The 18,024-nt window shown below is 58.8% G+C and carries 13 protein-coding genes; 3 read left to right on the forward strand and 10 right to left on the reverse strand.

Features of this window, described 5'->3' with window-relative positions; translation table 11 throughout:
• Nucleotides 1–5 precede the first annotated feature (5 nt).
• From KW838_RS25505 to KW838_RS25525, 5 genes are all read right to left on the reverse strand, one after another.
• Nucleotides 6–2,579: a putative mucin/carbohydrate-binding domain-containing protein gene (locus KW838_RS25505; protein WP_218503908.1), complete on the reverse strand. Its 2,574-nt coding sequence runs from the start codon at nucleotides 2,577–2,579 to the stop codon at nucleotides 6–8.
• Between the two features lie 265 nt (nucleotides 2,580–2,844).
• On the reverse strand, nucleotides 2,845–3,285 hold the full coding sequence (locus tag KW838_RS25510) for a carboxymuconolactone decarboxylase family protein (RefSeq protein WP_095968033.1): 441 nt from the start codon (nucleotides 3,283–3,285) through the stop codon (nucleotides 2,845–2,847).
• A gap of 235 nt (nucleotides 3,286–3,520) precedes the next feature.
• Complete coding sequence (locus KW838_RS25515) at nucleotides 3,521–4,963, reverse strand: mechanosensitive ion channel domain-containing protein (protein WP_218503909.1); 1,443 nt, start codon at nucleotides 4,961–4,963, stop codon at nucleotides 3,521–3,523.
• 201 nt (nucleotides 4,964–5,164) lie between these two features.
• A complete protein-coding gene (locus tag KW838_RS25520) occupies nucleotides 5,165–5,848 on the reverse strand; it encodes an isochorismatase family protein (RefSeq protein ID WP_007977982.1) in 684 nt (227 codons plus the stop codon).
• Nucleotides 5,849–5,941: 93 nt separating this feature from the next.
• The gene (locus KW838_RS25525) at nucleotides 5,942–6,808 is read right to left on the reverse strand and encodes a pirin family protein (protein WP_218503910.1); all 867 of its coding nucleotides are present in this window, start codon (nucleotides 6,806–6,808) and stop codon (nucleotides 5,942–5,944) included.
• A gap of 105 nt (nucleotides 6,809–6,913) precedes the next feature.
• Here KW838_RS25525 and KW838_RS25530 point away from each other — a divergent pair, with 105 nt between their 5' ends.
• The 3 genes from KW838_RS25530 (at nucleotide 6,914) to dkgB (ending at nucleotide 9,518) form a co-directional block, all read left to right on the forward strand.
• Nucleotides 6,914–7,822, forward strand: a complete 909-nt coding sequence (locus tag KW838_RS25530; protein WP_218503911.1) for a LysR family transcriptional regulator — start codon at nucleotides 6,914–6,916, stop codon at nucleotides 7,820–7,822.
• Nucleotides 7,823–7,941: 119 nt separating this feature from the next.
• On the forward strand, nucleotides 7,942–8,481 hold the full coding sequence (locus KW838_RS25535; RefSeq protein ID WP_102699257.1) for a PaaI family thioesterase: 540 nt from the start codon (nucleotides 7,942–7,944) through the stop codon (nucleotides 8,479–8,481).
• A gap of 233 nt (nucleotides 8,482–8,714) precedes the next feature.
• Entirely contained in the window at nucleotides 8,715–9,518 is an 804-nt protein-coding gene (dkgB, locus tag KW838_RS25540) for a 2,5-didehydrogluconate reductase DkgB (RefSeq protein WP_218503912.1), read from the forward strand.
• Between the two features lie 3 nt (nucleotides 9,519–9,521).
• Here the strand turns inward: dkgB and KW838_RS25545 are convergent, their stop codons facing one another.
• The 5 genes from KW838_RS25545 to mgtA all read right to left on the reverse strand — a co-directional run bounded on the left by KW838_RS25545 (nucleotide 9,522) and on the right by mgtA (nucleotide 17,590).
• Nucleotides 9,522–12,761, reverse strand: a complete 3,240-nt coding sequence (locus KW838_RS25545; RefSeq protein ID WP_218503913.1) for a transporter substrate-binding domain-containing protein — start codon at nucleotides 12,759–12,761, stop codon at nucleotides 9,522–9,524.
• Complete coding sequence (locus KW838_RS25550) at nucleotides 12,762–13,388, reverse strand: response regulator transcription factor (protein WP_102699260.1); 627 nt, start codon at nucleotides 13,386–13,388, stop codon at nucleotides 12,762–12,764. It abuts the gene before it with no gap.
• A 109-nt stretch (nucleotides 13,389–13,497) separates the two neighbouring features.
• Complete coding sequence (locus tag KW838_RS25555) at nucleotides 13,498–13,899, reverse strand: chemotaxis protein CheY (protein WP_102699318.1); 402 nt, start codon at nucleotides 13,897–13,899, stop codon at nucleotides 13,498–13,500.
• A 127-nt stretch (nucleotides 13,900–14,026) separates the two neighbouring features.
• The gene (locus tag KW838_RS25560; protein WP_007999644.1) at nucleotides 14,027–14,743 is read right to left on the reverse strand and encodes an MgtC/SapB family protein; all 717 of its coding nucleotides are present in this window, start codon (nucleotides 14,741–14,743) and stop codon (nucleotides 14,027–14,029) included.
• A 132-nt stretch (nucleotides 14,744–14,875) separates the two neighbouring features.
• Nucleotides 14,876–17,590: a magnesium-translocating P-type ATPase gene (mgtA, locus tag KW838_RS25565; protein ID WP_218503914.1), complete on the reverse strand. Its 2,715-nt coding sequence runs from the start codon at nucleotides 17,588–17,590 to the stop codon at nucleotides 14,876–14,878.
• Between the last annotated feature and the right edge of the window lie 434 nt (nucleotides 17,591–18,024).

The raw sequence follows: 18,024 nt of genomic DNA on the forward strand, positions 1-18,024 counted from the left end.
CCGGCCTAACTGCTCAACATCAACTTCAGATAAGCCAGATGTTTAACATGTTGCACCCGCTCAACCGAAGTACGTTCGGGAAGAGAGTCCTTAACAATCCAGCATCGTGTAGGCTCTCGATGCATAACGCTTACCGTACTGCCAGGCGCAAACGGAAGGGTCACAGTGCTTGCTTCTTCGGATTCATCTCCACGCAGCTCTCGAAAATAGACAATTTCGCCAGAAGCAGACTTCACTACGACAGACATGTACACCGAGGAGAAATATTCATGAGCTGCGCCACCCGAAAGGACGATATCGAGTCTTTGCAGGGCAAGCTTCATCTTTAAATACCCAATATCTCTGCCACCATTGCCTTGAAGCCCCCATGTCATGACACTACCAAACAATGAACGATTAAACGCAGGCGGAAAAAATTCGACAGCACGATAACGCTCAAATAATTCACTTCGAATGGGTTCTGCAAAAGAATTAATCGCCTGTCTCAGATCATTTTTCACTGGATAATCCGCATGAAGAACAAGATGTGGGGACTGTTCAAAAACCCCGACACACTTTTCGATTGCAGACTTCAAGTTTGCCCCTGAATCAGTTCCGAGTTCCACATTGACAAGCCCCTGCACTGTAACCTTCAACCTATTAGTCTGTGAAACCTCATCAATCAACTGAGATGCAGCACTATTGGAGGCAGTTAATCTTGATGGCTCCTTATGGAAGATCGCTACAGTAAAATCTTTTTCGATAGCGAGCTCCTGGTGAAAGAGAGTTGTCTTATCACCCATCATCATTCTTGAAAAAACAACTCTACCCCGATCATCTCTCAGCGTTACGGCTGCATACACCTCACCGACAAAATAGCTATGTGGGCTTTCGCTGACAACGTCAACTACCACGGTGCCCCTCGACACATCCACGGCAACAGTACAAAAAACGCCAACCAGCCCGTTTAAATATACGACTTGATTCGCCAGAGTACTTGCATACTTCCTCACGTAAATACAGTCAACATCGGACCTTCCACTCTTAACCACTGCATAATGAGTCACAGACTGATAATCACCACCTGCCATATCAGGCAAGTGCAACACATAAAGCCCCACCGGCAAGCCACTCACCACCACCCGTGGGCTCGTGATTTTTAAGATTCTGGCCGGTCCTTTCCCATCCCTTAATAAAAAAACCATCCCGACTATTTCGTGATAAACAGGCTCCTCAAAATTAAACGATACGTCCCCCGTTAAACCAGTAACGGCTAACTCGGCACAACTGACCAAACTCAAAGGGCTTCTCAACCCCAACAGATCCTGGACCTGCCTTAGTTCATCTTGTGAAACCAGTAAGTACAAAGGGAAAACCGGAGCGGCATTACTGTAGGCATTCTCAACTTCCTGTCGCGAGGCCAGCGGCGCCTCGGCATATGCCATATAAGTTGAAACATCAATATTTGCGACATCAACAGCTACACTGCTTAGCAACTCCATTGCCGGATGATCTTCAACTTTAAAACCTTGCCCGTTGCTGAGTCGGCGATAGCGTTGAAAAAACTCAACGATACCCCTCTCACCCATACGCTGAAACATCAGCATATAAAAGAAAAGCCTCAAACTATCGGCTTCGATAGCGTTTTCACTATCTAATGCTGCCATAGCATCTTTATAAAGCTTTTCCTCCCCACGACCGTATAACCATCCCTTCTCGTAGACCGCCTCCCCAAGCATTTTGTTCTGATAGCTGGCAGCCAGTACGTTATTCCAAACCTCTGCCATGTTAATACTGCTGTTGGCCATAAACTTGCCTTGATAGCCATGACCTATTTCATGAAGGCTACCCCAGTTGGTCGCTTTAATGTCCAACCAGAATGCCGCAACCGAGTCCGAAGTTTCTGCTGTCCAGCCGCCGCTATAGTAGCCAGCACCGGCGCCAGATTTATCAGCCTTCATAAAGTAACGATTCGGTATGTTTTTATCTGTCGGCGCCAAAGGCTCAAATGAAAGTCCCGCCAGGTAATTGAAGTACTCAAAAACACCATTATAGTAAGCGGTCAGGGCCTGCAAACCGGATGTTTGATGCAACGCTCTCAATACCTCCTTATCTTTAGCCGGTATCAGAATTTGCGCATAATCAGAAACAAACAATGCATACTCAGCGCTCTGCAAATCCCACAACTGGAAAAACAACCCCGCATTCCCTCCAGCCTGATAAACTGGCAGGATTTTCTGAGAACCTGATACCTCCACGTCAATAGCAATCAACTGACCAGCGACATCTGTATAAGGAGTAGATAAAAAAGGCACTGACGCATGTTTACAACAGAACTCGCGCCACTCAACTGTGACTTCGAGGTGTTCCTCTGTTTTTTGGTCGTCATTTAACAAACCAAGAATAACGCCCATATTGGACATTGGACTAGTCTGTCTAAATCGTATTGTACTGCCCACCGACAAAACCGTTCCCTTGAGGCCTCCCGTCTCCGTTCGATCGTGACGCAAACCTTTATCCAAGCCTGCTGCAATCAACCAGTCAGGTCGCTCAAGACTGCTAACTACATAGGTGATTGAATCAATCCCTTCGTCGGCCATTACAACTTCCCCTGCGGAAAAGTGTGGATGAATGAAGAGATATTAAGGTGAGAAACTCAACTTTCGAAACTGTCAAAAATGACAGCGGATTAGCACATATACGCATAAGCCATCCAAAAGCAGTTCAATCGGAAGATAAGGAGGCTCGGTCAGGGGAGATTCGACCCTGTACTCGCCACGGCGATGGTGCCCTTGATGCGCAAGGTGCAAACACCGGCCGCGCCGAGTGCCGATGCCCATTGAGGCATCGGCGGTTTGTTGAACATCAGGCCTGAGGCGTTTTACGGAAGCCGACTGCCAGGCGGTTCCAGCTGTTGATGGTGCTGATGGCGACGGTCAGGTCGACCATTTCCTTGGGCGTGAACTGTGCGCTGACCACTTCGTAGTCTTCGTCCGGGGCGTGGGTCAAGCTGAGCTGGGTCAGGGATTCGGTCCACAGCAGCGCAGCGCGTTCACGCTCGGTGAAAAACGGCGCCTCGCGCCAGGCCGTCACGGCGAACAGACGACGCGGGGTTTCGCCACCCTTGATCGCATCGGCGGTGTGCATGTCGATGCAGAAGGCACAGCCGTTGATCTGCGAAGCGCGCAGCTTGACCAGTTCAATCAGGTTTTTTTCCAGCGGCAGCTTCGACACTGCGGTTTCCAGGGCGATCATCGCCTTGAGGGCGTCGGGGCTGGCAGTGTAGAAATCGATACGGGGTTGCATGACGTGCTCCAGGGCAAGTAGGTGTGTCGCTACGTTAGTCCCTCGGCTGGTCTGCACAAATAGCCAATATTCCAGAAGTCGAGGAGGCCATTGGCGCGGGTGTGATGGGTTTCACTCTTCACTTTTGGTGAATTCACTGCCGTCATCGCGAGCAAGCTCGCTCCCACAGGGAAATGCACTCAAATGTGGGAGCGAGCTTGCTCGCGATCCGCGCAGCGGCCATTCACCACCGAGCTCAAACCCGATTGCGCAACCACCGCAAAAAGCCCTTTTTCTCCACCGCCACCGGCAGCTCCTGAGTCAGGATCTTCGCTTTTTGCAGCCGGTAATCGAGCAGGGCTTTCATTGCATCGTTGATGTCGTGACGGGCATCCAGACACGGCTTGAGGTAGGACTTTTCGATGCGGTACAGGCCACAGAATGTCTTGGCGGTAAACTGCGCAGGCAACGCGCTGTCGGTGAGAATACCCGCCTCGCCGATCACCTCCCCCGGCCCCATGCGTCCGGATTCGTAGGGCGCTCCGTGGCGCATCACGGTCACCGAGATCACGCCGGACTCGATAATGAACAAGTGATCGCTGACCTCCTCCGCTTCCAGGATCACCTCCCCGGCGCGAAAGGTTTGCAGGGTCATGTTCTGGCTGAACGTGTCTTTCTCTTCCTGACGCAGGGTGGAGAAAATCGGCGAGCTGTCCAGCAACGCCCGTTTGCGTGTCGAGTTGATCGGTGGGCTGGGCTCCACGCTCGACAACAAATTGACCCCGGACGCCTGCAAGTGCCGGTAGGCCAGGTCGTACAGCTGATTGCGCACCGAGCGTTTCTCGTCCATCGACGCGACAAACCCGCTGATTTCGTAGACCGCGCCGGTGTTGCTGGACGTTTTCAGGCCCACACTGGGTGACGGTTTATCCAGCAGCGCACGGCAACCTTGCATGGCCCGCTCCAACGCGTCGATCACCGTGTTCGGCCTCGCATGGGGGCTCACTTCCAGGGAAACGGAGATACCGAACATGTCGTTCGGCCTGCTGAAATTGATGATCTTGGCCTTGGCCGCCAGGGAATTGGGAATCACCGCCATGCAGCCCTGGGAGGTCTGCAGGCGCGTGGCACGCCAGTCGATGTCGGTCACCTTGCCCTCCATGCCGTCGATGGAGATGTAGTCATCCAGTTGATAGGGCTTGGTGGTGTTGAGGACGATGCCGGAGAACACGTCGCTGAGGGTACTTTGCAACGCCAGGCCGACGATGATCGCCAACGCGCCGGAGGTGGCCAGCACGCCCTTGACCGGTAAATCGAGTACATAGGCCAGGGCCGCAATCACCGCGATCAGGAAAATCACCGCGCCGAGCAAATCCTGGAGCAAGCGCCCGGTATGTCCCACCCGTTGCATCATCACCGCGCCGATCAGCACGGTCAGGGTCCGCGCGCCAAACAACCACCAGCCGATCTGCAAGCCGGTGGCGGCCAGGTGCAGTGGCACGTTATCGGCCCAGGGCGGCGGCTCCATCGGGTTCAGGCCTTCGTTGAACAACAGGAGGCTGAACAACGAGAAAATCACCACCCGCACCAGCAGCCGCCAGGCACTGCCCGCGGCGCTGAGCAAATACCACAACCCGAGATCGACCAGGATCAGCGCCATGGCGCAGATCAATGGGTGTTCAGTGAGCAATGACAGCATCAAGCAACTCCATCCAGGGCCAATGACGCGAAGATAGCGTGGATTGGCACTAGTGTAGGAGCAATTGATTTGGCGGGATGAACACGTCTGGCTGGACACCAAATAAACCTGTGGGAGCGGGCTTGCCCGCTCCCACAGGGATCGTCGTAGCTGGACTATTTGCTGTAGCCGGTCATCAGGTTGCGGTAGTCCGCAAGCCAGTTAACGCTGGGAATCCAGCGCCTCGTGTTCGTTCGCCACTTGCTGGGCCTTGAGGTAGCTCTCGATCAGCAATTGATAATGCGGCATGGCCTGGGCGTAGACAGCGGCCCACTGCTCGGCATCGGGACGGTTCCACGAGCCTTGCAGTTCGGAGAGCGTCGCCATGATGTCGATCGGCACCACCCCGGCCTGGGCCAGGCGGGCAACGGTCAGGTCGGTGGCCAGTTTCGAGTGGTTGCCGGAGGCGTCGACCACCGCAAACACCTTGTAGCCTTCATGCACGGCGGCGATGGACGGGAATGCCAGGCACACACTGGTCAAGGTGCCGGCGATCACCAGGGTTTTCTTGCCGGTGGCTTTGACCGCCGCATGAAACTCCGGGTTGTCCCAGGCATTGATTTCGCCTTTGCGCGCCACGTACTGCGCATGGGGTGCGGCCTCGTGGATTTCCGGAATCAACGGTCCGTTCGGCCCCTGGGGAACGGAAGCCGTGGTAATCACCGGCATCTTCAGCAGGGTCGCGGCCTTGGCCAGGGCAATGGCGTTGGCGCGCAGTTGGGGCACGTCCATGTCCTTGACGATCTGGAACAGTCCGCTCTGGTGATCGATCAACAGCATCGCGCTGTCATTGGGATCGATGGTCGGTTTCTGGCCGTTGAAGTTGGCCGCGTAGACAGTACTCATGTGCGTTTCCTCTTTCTTTTGGGCAACAGCCATCCCTGGCCTGAAAACCGGCCTACTCATCCTGTGTAGCGTCGGGTGTTTAAGCGCTGCGAATTAAGCGTGCATCCGACCGAAGCGGCCGGACTGGAAGTCGGCGAAGGCCTGGTGGATTTCTTGCTCGGTGTTCATCACGAACGGCCCGTGACCGACGATCGGCTCGTCGATCGGCTCGCCGCTGAGCAACAACACCACCGCGCCTTCGCTGGCTTCGAGGGTCAACTGATCGCCCTTGCGATCGAACAGGGCCAGTTGCCCCTGGCGCACCGGTTCCAGGCCATTGACCTGGACCGTGCCACGCAAGACCACCAGTGCGGTGTTGCGCCCTTCATGCAGGTCCAGGGTCAGCGACTTGCCGGCATTCAAACGAATGTCCCACAGGTCGACCGGGGTAAAGGTGCGTGCCGCGCCCTTGTGGCCGTCGAACTCACCGGCGATCAGGCGCAGGCTGCCGGCGTTGTTTTTCAAGGCGATGCTCGGGATGTCAGCATCGAGAATCGTCTGGTAGCCGGGGTCGGCCATTTTGTCCCTGGCCGGCAGGTTGACCCACAGTTGCACCATCTCCAGAGTGCCGCCGCTTTTGGCGAAACCGTCGGAGTGAAACTCTTCATGCAGGATCCCCGAGGCCGCGGTCATCCATTGCACATCGCCGGGGCCGATCTTGCCGCCGCTGCCGGTGGAATCCCGGTGCTCCAGTTCGCCCTTGTAAACGATAGTCACGGTTTCGAAGCCACGATGAGGATGCTGACCGACGCCACGTCGTTCGGTGGTCGGGGTGAATTCAGCGGGGCCGGCGTGATCGAGCAACAGGAACGGGCTGATGTGTTTGCCCAGGTTGTCGTAGGAAAACAGCGTGCGAACCGGAAAACCGTCGCCAACCCAATGGGTCCGTGGACTGGTGTAGATACCGATGATGTTTTTCATGGTGTCTCCTGGTGAGAGGGGGTGAAGCCATGGACAAAGCTTAAAACCGTGACCTTTGCTGCGCTAGACTGCAAAAATCAGCTTTAGCGTTCTATTTGGAGAACGATGGTGGAAGACCTCAACACTCTCTACTACTTCACCCAGGTGGTGGAGCATCACGGTTTCGCCGCGGCCGGCCGAGCACTGGACATGCCCAAGTCGAAGCTCAGCCGACGCATTGCCGAGCTTGAAGAACGCCTCGGCGTGCGCCTGCTGCACCGCACCAGCCGGCATTGCTCATTGACGGAAATCGGCCAGGCCTATTACCAACGCTGCCTGGCCATGCGGGTGGAGGCGGAAAGCGCCGCCGAACTGATCGAGCGCAACCGCTCCGAGCCTCAGGGCATGGTGCGTATCAGTTGCCCGACGGCGCTGCTCAACTCCTGGGTCGGGCCGATGCTGACCCGTTACATGCTCAAGTACCCGTTGGTGGAAGTGTTCATCGAGAGCACCAACCGCCGGGTCGACCTGATTCACGAAGGCTTCGACATTGCCCTGCGGGTACGCTTTCCACCCCTGGAAAACACCGACATGGTGATGAAGGTGCTGGGCAACAGCACCCAGAGCGTGGTCGGCAGCCCGGCCTTTCTATCGCGCCTGTCGACACCGGCCTCCCCGGCCGACCTCAGCGGCCTGCCGAGCCTGCACTGGGGCGCGGCGCAGCGCGAATATCAGTGGGAACTGTTCGGCGCCGATGGCAGCACGGCGATGATCCGGCATGCCCCGCGCATGGTCACCGATGACCTGTTGGCCTTGCGCCATGCGGCGGTCGCCGGGATCGGCATCGTGCACCTGCCCAGCGTGGTGGTGCGCGATGAAATCGCTGCCGGGCAACTGGTGGAACTGGTGCCCGGCTGGGCACCGAAGAGCGGTGTGATCCATGCGATCTTCCCCTCGCGTCGGGGGTTGCTGCCGTCGGTGCGCACGTTGATCGATTTTCTCGGGGAGGAATTCAGCCGCAGTGATATTGCGTAGGGGCAGCGGCAAGCTTTGGGCGGCAAGCGGTCAGCTGATTGGGGTAGCGGAGATTTTATTTCGGGCATAATATCGAATTTGATTACACCCATAATATTGAGCCCACCGAGGACTCCGTCATGCAAAGCCCCAACCGCGACGCCACCCTCGCCCAATGGATCGCCCAGGAACAGGCCATGCGCGCCCGCCTTGCCGGGCCCGGCAGTCTGTCCATGGCCGAGGTCAGCGCGTTGTCCCCCGCCGAGTTTTTCGAAGGCATCGGCAACGGCGAATTGCCCTCCCCGCCGATTGGCACGCTGATGGATTTCATCCCCATCGAATGGTCGGCCGGGCTGTTCATCTTCCAGGGCACGCCGGATGCCCGGCACTACAACCCGCTGGGCACGGTCCACGGCGGTTATGCCGCGACCTTGCTGGATTCATGCATGGGTTGCGCAGTCCATACGCAACTGAAAAAAGGCCAGGGTTACACCACGCTGGATCTGCGCATCAGCTACGTCCGCGCGCTGAACAACGCCAGTGGACCGGTGCGTGCCGAGGGCAAGATTGTGCACTTGGGGCGCTCGACGGCGCTGGCCGAGGGGCGGATTTATGATGTGGATGGGCGGTTGTATGCGACGGGGACCACCACTTGCATGATTCTTGAGCCTCGGGGGTAAGGCTTCAGACCGAGTCGCCACCTTCGCGAGCAAGCCCGCTCCCACATTTGGAATGCATTCCCCTGTGGGAGCTGGCTTGCCAGCGAAGGGGGCGGATCAGACACCATCCCCCCACCAGACTGCCGGAGATTCTTGATTTACGGTAAACATTGCTTTGCCCATTCAGCGGTTTTTCTCACGGATGCGGGCGCGGATACTGCCGCCCATTCCCACTGCAACCTCTGGAGTCATCAATGTCCATTCCCGCCTTCGGCCTGGGTACGTTTCGCTTGCAAGGCCAGGTGGTCATCGATTCGGTGAGCACCGCCCTGGCGCTCGGTTACCGGGTGATCGATACCGCACAAATCTACGAGAACGAAGCCGAGGTCGGCGAGGCTATCGCCGCCAGCGGCATCGCCCGGGAAGACCTGTTCATCACCAGCAAGATCTGGGTCGCCAACCTGGCCGGTGATCGACTGATCGACAGCCTGAAGGAAAGCCTGGACAAACTGCAGACCGATTACCTGGACCTGACCCTGATCCACTGGCCTTCGCCGGACGATCAAGTGCCTGTCGCAGCGTTCATGGGCGCCCTGCTCGAAGCCAAACGCATGGGCCTGACCCGGCAGATCGGCGTGTCCAACTTCACCCTCGACCTGATGAAACAGGCGATTGCAGCCATCGGCGCCGAGCACATCGCCACGAACCAGATCGAACTGCACCCCTACCTGCAAAACCGCAAGGTCGTCGCGTTCGCGCAGAGCCAGGGCATCGGCATCACGTCCTACATGACCCTGGCGTACGGTGAAGTCCTCAAGGACCCGCTCATCCAGCAGATCGCCGAACGCCTGCAAGCGACACCGGCTCAGGTCACCCTGGCGTGGGCCATGCAATCAGGTTACTCGGTGATTCCGTCGTCCACTCGCCGGGCCAACCTCGAAAGCAACCTGAAGGCTCGCGAACTGACCTTGAGCGAGGCCGACATGGCCTTGATCGCAACACTGGATCGCGGCCACCGTTTGACCAGCCCCAAAGGCATCGCACCGAACTGGGATTGAGCCTCAGTCCTGCTCGAGACGCTGGTCCAGGCGGGCCATGGCTTGCTGCAACTGGTCGACGGCGTCGTCGATCAGTGCCGCGCTGCCGTCATTGCAGGCCTGCTCCAGTCGTTCGCAACACTCGACCAGGACAAGCGCTCGCACCATCAGCGCCCCGCCCTTGATCCGGTGTGCCAGCGTCTGCAAACCAGGGCGATTGCCGCTGGTGTGCAAGGCCAGCAAATGCACACGGTCCTCGCGGTTGGTCAGCGCCAGATCGTGCAGCAATTGATCGATCAGCTCACGATCCGAATCCGCATAGCGCTCCAGCCCGCTCAAGTCGAACCCGGCCAAACCTGGATCGTCATTTGCCGCCGGGGGAGCGCTGGAAAACCGCTGGGCCAGCCACGCCTGCAAATCCACCAGGCGAATGGGTTTGAACAGGCAATCGTCCATGCCCGCCGCCTGACACCGGGCTTTCTCCTCGGCCTGCGCATTGGCGGTAAAGCCCAGGATCAGCGTCGGCGACAGCCCCTGCAGCCGCTCTTGCTCACGTATCGCGCCGGCCAATTCGTAACCGCTGAGCACCGGCATGTTGCAGTCGGTAATGACCAGTTCGAAACTCTGTTCGAAACTCTGTCCGCGCCACTGTTCAAGCCCCTGCGCCCCGTCCTCCGCCAGCACCACACGGTGGCCCAGATAACTCAGCTGCCGCGAGAGCAGCAGGCGATTGGCCGGGTAATCGTCAACCACCAGGATCGACAACGCCCGGGTCGTGAGCTGCGCCGAGTCCTGGGGCAGCCCCTCCGCGGGCAACGCTTGCAGGGCGGGCAGCACCAGGCTGATGTCCACCCGCGTGCCGCGCCCAGGCTCACTGTCGAGACGCAACTGCCCGCCCATCATTTCGCACAGGGTACGACTGATCACCAGGCCCAGGCCGGACCCTTGCCGGGCAGTCTGCTGATTGTTATCGGCCTGCACGAAGGGGCTGAACAGGCGTTGCTGGTCGATAGCGCTGATGCCGATACCGCTGTCCTCGATCCGTACGCTGACGGCGAGATGCGCCGGAGCTTGCGGCCGCGCTCGCAGTGTCAGGCTCACCTGGCCTTCACGGGTGAACTTGATGGCGTTGCTCAGCAGATTGGACAGCACTTGTTTGAAGCGCACGGGATCAAGCATCACATCGCAGTCACTGTGTTCGGCGAGCTCGACCCGCCATTGCAGATTCTTCTGAATCGCCAGCCCTTCGAAAACCCGGCAGACCGACGTCACCAGCGCATGCAGGTTGACCCGCTCCGGCGTCAACGACAGATGCCCCGATTCGATCCGGGCGACGTCCAGAATGTCGCCGATCAAATCCAGCAATTGCTGCCCGGCGTTGGACGCCACCTCGATGGCGGCGCGGTCGGTCACCCCTTCATCGGCCCGCTTCAGCGCCAGTTCGAGCATGCCGATCAAGGCGTTCATCGGCGTGCGGATCTCATGGCTCATGGTGGCCAGGAACGTGGTCTTGGCCCGGTTGGCGTCGTCCGCCGCGTCCTTGGCTTCCTGCAATTGCCCGAGCAATTGCTGACGCTGGCGAATCTGCCGGCGCTGCCAGACGATTCCAACCAACGCGAGCAACAGCAAGACACCCGCCAGCGCAAAGGCCTGCACGATCGCCTGTCGGTGTCGCAACCAGTAACTCTGCTCGACCATCGAGTCATAGCGCCAGGGCTGGGTCAGTTCGTCTATTTCTTCGGGAGGAATGCTTAACAGCGCCTTATCCAGGATCGAATGCAGTTCGGTAGCCTCGCGACTGGTCGCCAGGGTGCTTCGGACAGGGTTGGCGCCCACGGTGCTGGTTACTTGCAGGCGATCGCGATACTGCCGGGAAATCAGGTAACGGGCGCTGATCAAGGAGTTGATGCCGCCGTGGACCTTGCCCTGGGCGACCATTTTCATGGCGTCCGTCGACAGTGGCGCATCCACCAGCTGGATTTGCGGGTAGTGCTGGCGAAGGTACTCGCCGGCAATATTGCCCTGGGTCAGTGCCAGGGCTTTTCCCGCCATGTCTTCCAGCGTCCTGGGGCTGTCCTCGGCCGCTCGGGTCACCAGCACCGAAGGGCTGCTCAGAAACGCCCGGGTGAACAGCAGTTCATCCTCACGCTGGGAACTGAGGCCGATACCGGCCAGCACATCGATCTGCCCGCTGGTGATGCCCGACACCATATCAGTCACTGATTTCATGCTCTGGATGTCAAATTGCAGCCCGGTGCGCGAAGTGATTTTCGCCAGCACATCGACGCTGATACCGCGAAACTTGCCTTCGCTGTCGATAAATGAAATCGGCGGGATATTGTCGTTGATCGCCACCTTCACCCGCGGGTGGCGTTCGAGCCAGTGCTGTTCCGCCACACTCAATTGCAATGACTGGGTGCCGTGGATAGATACGCCATTGGCTCCCCAGCGACGCAGAATGTTCATCTGTTCATTGGTGGTGATGGCCGCCAACGCCTTGTTGACGATGTGCAGCAGCGAAACGTTGTCGCGGGTCATCGCGAAGGCAAAGCGCCCGGACTCCATGGGCGAGAAGTCGGTCAGTTGCACGTTGTTCAGGTTGTTCCTGCTGATCAAGTAGTGGGCATTGATCGCATCGCCCAGATAGACATCGGCCTGGCCGAAAGCCACGGCACCCATCGCCGCCAGTGTCGAGGGAAACAGCTCGACCTTCGCCTTGGAATAGAACTGTTGCACGCTGTATTCGGGCAGGTAGTGATACAGCATCACCAACCGCTGGCCGGCCAGTGTCGGGTCAAGCACCGGAGGGGAATCGGTGCGGGTGACCAGCACCGGTTGATCGACCGCGTAGGCGCTGGACATCTGTAGCTGTGGGTCCTCGGCTTCAAATCGATTGGCCGTTCCCAGCAGGTCTGCCCGCCCGTCCTTGATGGCCTGCACCGCGTCGGCTCGCGACGGATAACAGTGCACCTCTATGTCGATGTTCAACAATTGTTCGAGCAACCCGGCGTAATCGGCTGTCACGCCTTCGAACACCTTGCCCGCCGCATTGAACTCGAAGGGGGGATAGTCTGGCCCCGAGACAGCCAGCACCAATCGGCCCTTTTGCTGCAGCCAGCGTAACTCGGTGTCCGACAACCCGGCGCTCAGGCCTTCGGCACTCGAGCGTCCCAACAAGGTCAACGGCTGTTGCGCACCGACAGTCGATGTCCAAAGAAGAAGGCCCGTCAGCACCCAACCGGCCAGCCGTCGGAGAACGTTCATTCAGATCAGATGATTGCGCAGGGCGAAATCCCTCAAGTGCACCGACGAGCTCATGTTGAGCTTGAGGGTGAGCCGGGTCTTGTAGGTACTGACGGTCTTGTAGCTCAGGTGCATGATCTCGGCGATTTCCAGGTTTTTCGAACCCCGGGCCAGGTACTGCAGAATGGTCAGTTCACGATTGGAGAGTTTGTCGATCAACTGCTTTTCACTGCGTTGCAACTGCCCCATCGCCACGGAGCTCGAGGGGATCTGGGCGAAATAGGTGTAGCCGGCCATCACCGAATTCACCGCCGCCTTCAAATCATCCAGGTCCTTGCTCTTGGAAACATAGGCCACAGCCCCGGCACGCATGCAGCGGTCCTGATAAAACTGCGCCTCCAGCGAGGTGAACACCACCACGCGACATCGGGTGTTTTCGACTTTGATACGATCCATCACCTCAAGCCCCGCCACACCGGGAAGGCCCAGATCAAGCAACACGACATCCGGTTGATGCCCCCGGATCAACGACAGGACCTCGTCGCCACGAGAGGCCTCGTAAATCTGCTTGAATCCTTCGCCCTTGAGTACGAGTTTGATCATGGAGCGAACCACCGGATGATCTTCCACAATCAGTGCTGACTTCATGAGAACTCCCGTGCAAAACAACACGATCGGGCAAAAAAATGCCCTCCAGGCACCGCAGCGGTTGGGCACAACGCTGCGCATAGACTCTTGCATGGAAGGTTTGAAAGAACTACCTGACAGAAATGACAGTTCCGACGAACGGCAGACGACGATCGACGACGCTCATCAACTGCGTGATTGACGCAAGGTCAGGCAGAGCAGCCTGGCTGACCTGGACCTTGCCCGCGACGGGCGACACCGGCGCCTGCTGCTCATTGAAGATAAACCCGTGATGAACCTGCGGGTTGTCGGCCAGGAAACTGAACAGGTCCAGCCCTTCGCTGGCCATCGCCCCATTGACGAGCACCAAGTCCAGCGGCTCGCCAGCGTACTCCACCAGTGGAAGGAGCTCGTCGAGGCTGTGCACCGGCGCCACCCGAAAGTAGCCGAGCTGGTTGAACAGCCGCTCGATCCGCAGGCAGTTGAAGTGCTGCGCATCGGCGATCAGGATGCGCAAGGATTTATCCGGCAAGATGACCTCCAAAAGGATGTCGGTTTCAAGAGGTCGCAAAGCCTACGGAAGACCTCCCTGGGTTTATGTAGGAATATTCCTAAAAATCTGCAGGTTAGTCTGACGCTTGCTAGGGAAACCTTGGCCTTCACTCCGTGGTACTCGGACTCCAGAACGCCTGCACCACCAGGGTCGAGGTCGAGATCCGTGCCACCAGCGCATCCAATTCATCACCGTCGACCGAGGTGGTCGCCAGGGTGGCTTCGATTTCAATTTCATCCGTGCCGAAAGCATGCACATCGACATCGCTGGCCGGGTAGTTGCTGCGTTCCAGCTCGGCTTCGAGCAAGGCCAGCACGGTTTTTTGCTGCGTACGCCGGGCGATGACATAGACGATGTTGGTGACTTCCGCCGAAATCACATCCAGCGGCTGACGGTTGATGTTGTTGACGATCGGCCGCAGCAAGGTGTTGGCCGCGAGCACGAACAGCGTGCCGAGCAAGGCCTCGGCCAGCAGGTCGGCACCGGCGCAGGCACCGACCGCCGCCGAGGTCCAGAGGGTGGCGGCCGTATTGAGACCGCGCACATTGCCCTCTTCACGCATGATCACCCCGGCACCGAGAAAGCCGATGCCGGAAACCACGTAGGCCACGACCCGCACGGCGCCCTCGGCACCGGCGAGCCGGTTGGCCATGTCGACGAAAATCGCCGCGCCCACCGCCACCAGCACGTTGGTACGCAGGCCGGCGGTGCGCTGCCGATACTGGCGCTCGAAACCGATCAGGCCTCCGAGGATGAAGGCCGCGCTGAGGCTGACCAGGGTGTCGAGCAGGGAGGTCAGGTTGAGGTTGTTGATGGCTTGCATGATGAAATCCTTGAAAAATACACGATCCCCTGTGGGAGCGAGCTTGCTCGCGAAAGCGGTGGATCAGTCGATGATGATGGTGACTGATACATCGCATTCGCGAGCAAGCCCGCTCCCACAGGTTTTGCGGCCTTATTGCCAGCCAAACCGCCGGATGTAGAACCCCTTCACCGCCTGGGTCAGCGCCATGTACGCCAGCAGGATCACCGGCAGGAACACGAAGTACAGCGATGGCAATGCCTGCAACTTGAAGTAATGCGCCAGCGGGCCCATCGGCAGGAAAATCCCCACGGCCATGATCAACCCGGTCATCACCAGCAACGGCATGGCCGCGCGGCTTTGCAGGAACGGGATCTTCGGCGTGCGGATCATGTGCACGATCAGTGTCTGGGTCAGCAGCCCGACCACGAACCAGCCGGACTGGAACAGGGTCTGGTGATCCGGGGTGTTGGCATCGAACACGTACCACATCAAGGCGAACGTGGTGATGTCGAAGATCGAACTGATCGGCCCGAAAAACAGCATGAAGCGCCCTACATCCGCCGGCTGCCAGCGCTGCGGTTGCTTGAGCATTTCGTCATCGACGTTATCGAATGGAATGGCGATCTGCGAAATGTCATAGAGCAGGTTCTGCACCAGCAGGTGCATCGGCAGCATCGGCAGGAAGGGGATGAACGCACTGGCCGCCAGCACCGAGAACACGTTGCCGAAGTTCGAACTGGCGGTCATCTTGATGTACTTGAGCATGTTGGCGAAGGTCCGGCGCCCTTCCAGCACACCCTCCTCCAGCACCATCAGGCTCTTTTCCAGCAGGATGATGTCGGCCGCCTCCTTGGCGATGTCCACGGCGCTGTCCACGGAAATGCCGATGTCGGCGGTGCGCAGGGCCGGGGCATCGTTAATGCCATCGCCCATGAAACCGACCACATGGCCGTTACCCTTGAGCAGACGGACGATGCGTTCCTTGTGCGACGGCGTCAGTTTGGCGAAGACGTTGGTGGTCTCCACGGCTTTCGCCAGTTCGGCATCCGACATGCGCTCGATGTCGTTGCCCATCAGCAGGCCCTGCTGCTCCAGGCCGACTTCGCGGCAGATCTTCGCCGTCACCAGTTCGTTGTCGCCGGTCAGCACTTTCACCGCCACGCCATGGGCCGCCAGCGCCTTGAGGGCCGGCGCGGTGCTTTCTTTCGGCGGATCGAGAAAGGCCACATAACCGATCAGCGTCAGGGCCTGTTCATCGGCCAAGCTGTAGGTGTCGCGACCTTCGATCATCGGCCGCGCTGCAACTGCCACCACCCGCAGGCCCTCGGCGTTGAACGTGGCCGTGACCTGACGGATGCGCGCCAGCAGTTCTTCGCTCAAGGCTTCATCGACTTCGCCGTGACGCACCCGCGAGCACACCGCCAGCACCTCTTCCACCGCCCCCTTGCAGATCAGCAGGTGCGGTTGATCGCGCTCGGCGACCACCACCGACATGCGCCGACGGGTGAAGTCGAACGGAATCTCGTCGACCTTGCGAAACGCCGTGCCGACTTTCAGTTCGCGATGGATTTCGACGTGTTCGAGCACCGCCACATCCAGCAGGTTTTTCAGGCCGGTCTGGTAGTAGCTGTTGAGGTAGGCCATTTCCAGCACGTCATCCGAGTCGTTGCCCCAGACGTCGACGTTGCGCGCCAGGAAGATCTTGTCCTGGGTCAGGGTGCCGGTCTTGTCGGTGCACAGCACGTCCATGGCGCCAAAGTTCTGGATCGCGTCGAGGCGTTTGACGATGACTTTCTTGCGCGACAGGAACACCGCGCCCTTGGCCAGGGTCGAGGTGACGATCATCGGCAGCATTTCCGGGGTCAGGCCCACGGCAATCGACAGCGCGAACAGCAGCGCTTCGGTCCAGTCGCCCTTGGTGAAACCGTTGATGAACAACACCAGCGGCGCCATCACGAACATGAAGCGGATCAACAGCCAGCTGACTTTGTTGACACCGGTCTGGAACGAAGTCGGCGCGCGATCCGTCGCACCGACTCGCTGGGCCAGCGCACCGAAATAGGTGCTGTTGCCGGTGGTGAGGATCACCGCCATGGCCGTGCCGGACACCACGTTGGTGCCCATGAACAGGATGTTGTCCAGGTCCAGTGGATTGAGCGTGTCGCGGTCCTGCTGGCGGGGGAATTTTTCCACCGGCATCGATTCACCGGTCATGGCCGCCTGACTGACGAACAGGTCCTTGGCGCTGAGCACCCGGCAATCGGCGGGAATCATGTCCCCGGCGGACAGCACGATCAGGTCGCCCGGCACCAGTTGTTTGATCGGCAATTCGATGCGCTGCGCGTGGTGTTCCTCAAGGTCCCGGCGCATCACCGTGGCCGTGTTGCTGACCATGGCCTTGAGCGCATCGGCGGCCTGGTTGGATTTGGTTTCCTGCCAGAAGCGCAGCAAGGTCGAGAGCACCACCATGGAGAAAATCACGATGGCGGCTTTCATGTCTTCGGTCAGCCAGGAGATGACTGCCAGCAAGGTCAGCAGCAGGTTGAACGGATTCTTGTAGCAGTGCCACAGGTGCGTCCACCAGGGCAGCGGCTGTTCGTGCTCGACTTCGTTGAGGCCGAATTGCTCGCGCAGGGTATCGGCTTCGAACTCGCTCAAGCCGTCGGTGTGACTGCCCAGTGTGTTGAGCAATTGGCCGGTGTCGCTGCCGGCAGCGCTCACCAGGGTTTGCGCCAGGGTGGGTGGGACTTCACGGCTGACCGTGGTGTCGGTGAAGGTTTCCAGCAACGCCAGGCGACGGAAGTGCCGGGCGATGTGGCGGTTACGCAGGAAGCCTGCGAAGAATTCCTTGAGGGTAAGTTTCATGGCTGGTGCCCCTTTGGTCAGCCGGGAAACCGTCGAGCAGGCAGGTCCACGCCTTTGCCGCCGGAACAACCGGCAAGGCAAGGCCTGGCGCGCCGGTCACGAATGACAGGCGTGTCGATAGAGCGGCGGCCACGACAAGAAGTCGAAACCACGCACTGTTCAGTGTCGATGAGAGGGACGTCGGGACACGGCCGGGACTGGCCATGATCAGGATGCCGCTGCTCGCTTGTCGGCGAGACAACGGCACAGGAGACTGCGCGTTATCTTGCCGAGAAAATGCCGGTTACCGAGACCGGCCGACAACTGTCACTCGAACAAGTACCCACTGTGGGTCTCCGTAATGGATGAAAACGCGCGAAGCTTACGCCCCGATGTTTGGAGAGTAAACCCGTTACAAAGTCTTGCCGGGGGAAACGCGGGGTTCTTCAGGAAGG

The organism is Pseudomonas sp. PDM27, assembly GCF_019219205.1.
GTDB classification, from domain to species: domain Bacteria; phylum Pseudomonadota; class Gammaproteobacteria; order Pseudomonadales; family Pseudomonadaceae; genus Aquipseudomonas; species Aquipseudomonas laurylsulfatiphila.

Excerpts from the sequence above, each read along its gene's own strand:
- KW838_RS25505 (WP_218503908.1), bottom strand. The coding sequence starts at position 2,579 with ATGGCCGACGAAGGGATTGATTCAATCACCTATGTAGTTAGCAGTCTT.
- KW838_RS25510 (WP_095968033.1), bottom strand. The coding sequence starts at position 3,285 with ATGCAACCCCGTATCGATTTCTACACTGCCAGCCCCGACGCCCTCAAG.
- KW838_RS25515 (WP_218503909.1), bottom strand. The coding sequence starts at position 4,963 with ATGCTGTCATTGCTCACTGAACACCCATTGATCTGCGCCATGGCGCTG.
- KW838_RS25520 (WP_007977982.1), bottom strand. The coding sequence starts at position 5,848 with ATGAGTACTGTCTACGCGGCCAACTTCAACGGCCAGAAACCGACCATC.
- KW838_RS25525 (WP_218503910.1), bottom strand. The coding sequence starts at position 6,808 with ATGAAAAACATCATCGGTATCTACACCAGTCCACGGACCCATTGGGTT.
- KW838_RS25530 (WP_218503911.1), top strand. The coding sequence starts at position 6,914 with ATGGTGGAAGACCTCAACACTCTCTACTACTTCACCCAGGTGGTGGAG.
- KW838_RS25535 (WP_102699257.1), top strand. The coding sequence starts at position 7,942 with ATGCAAAGCCCCAACCGCGACGCCACCCTCGCCCAATGGATCGCCCAG.
- dkgB (WP_218503912.1), top strand. The coding sequence starts at position 8,715 with ATGTCCATTCCCGCCTTCGGCCTGGGTACGTTTCGCTTGCAAGGCCAG.
- KW838_RS25545 (WP_218503913.1), bottom strand. The coding sequence starts at position 12,761 with ATGAACGTTCTCCGACGGCTGGCCGGTTGGGTGCTGACGGGCCTTCTT.
- KW838_RS25550 (WP_102699260.1), bottom strand. The coding sequence starts at position 13,388 with ATGAAGTCAGCACTGATTGTGGAAGATCATCCGGTGGTTCGCTCCATG.
- KW838_RS25560 (WP_007999644.1), bottom strand. The coding sequence starts at position 14,743 with ATGCAAGCCATCAACAACCTCAACCTGACCTCCCTGCTCGACACCCTG.
- mgtA (WP_218503914.1), bottom strand. The coding sequence starts at position 17,590 with ATGAAACTTACCCTCAAGGAATTCTTCGCAGGCTTCCTGCGTAACCGC.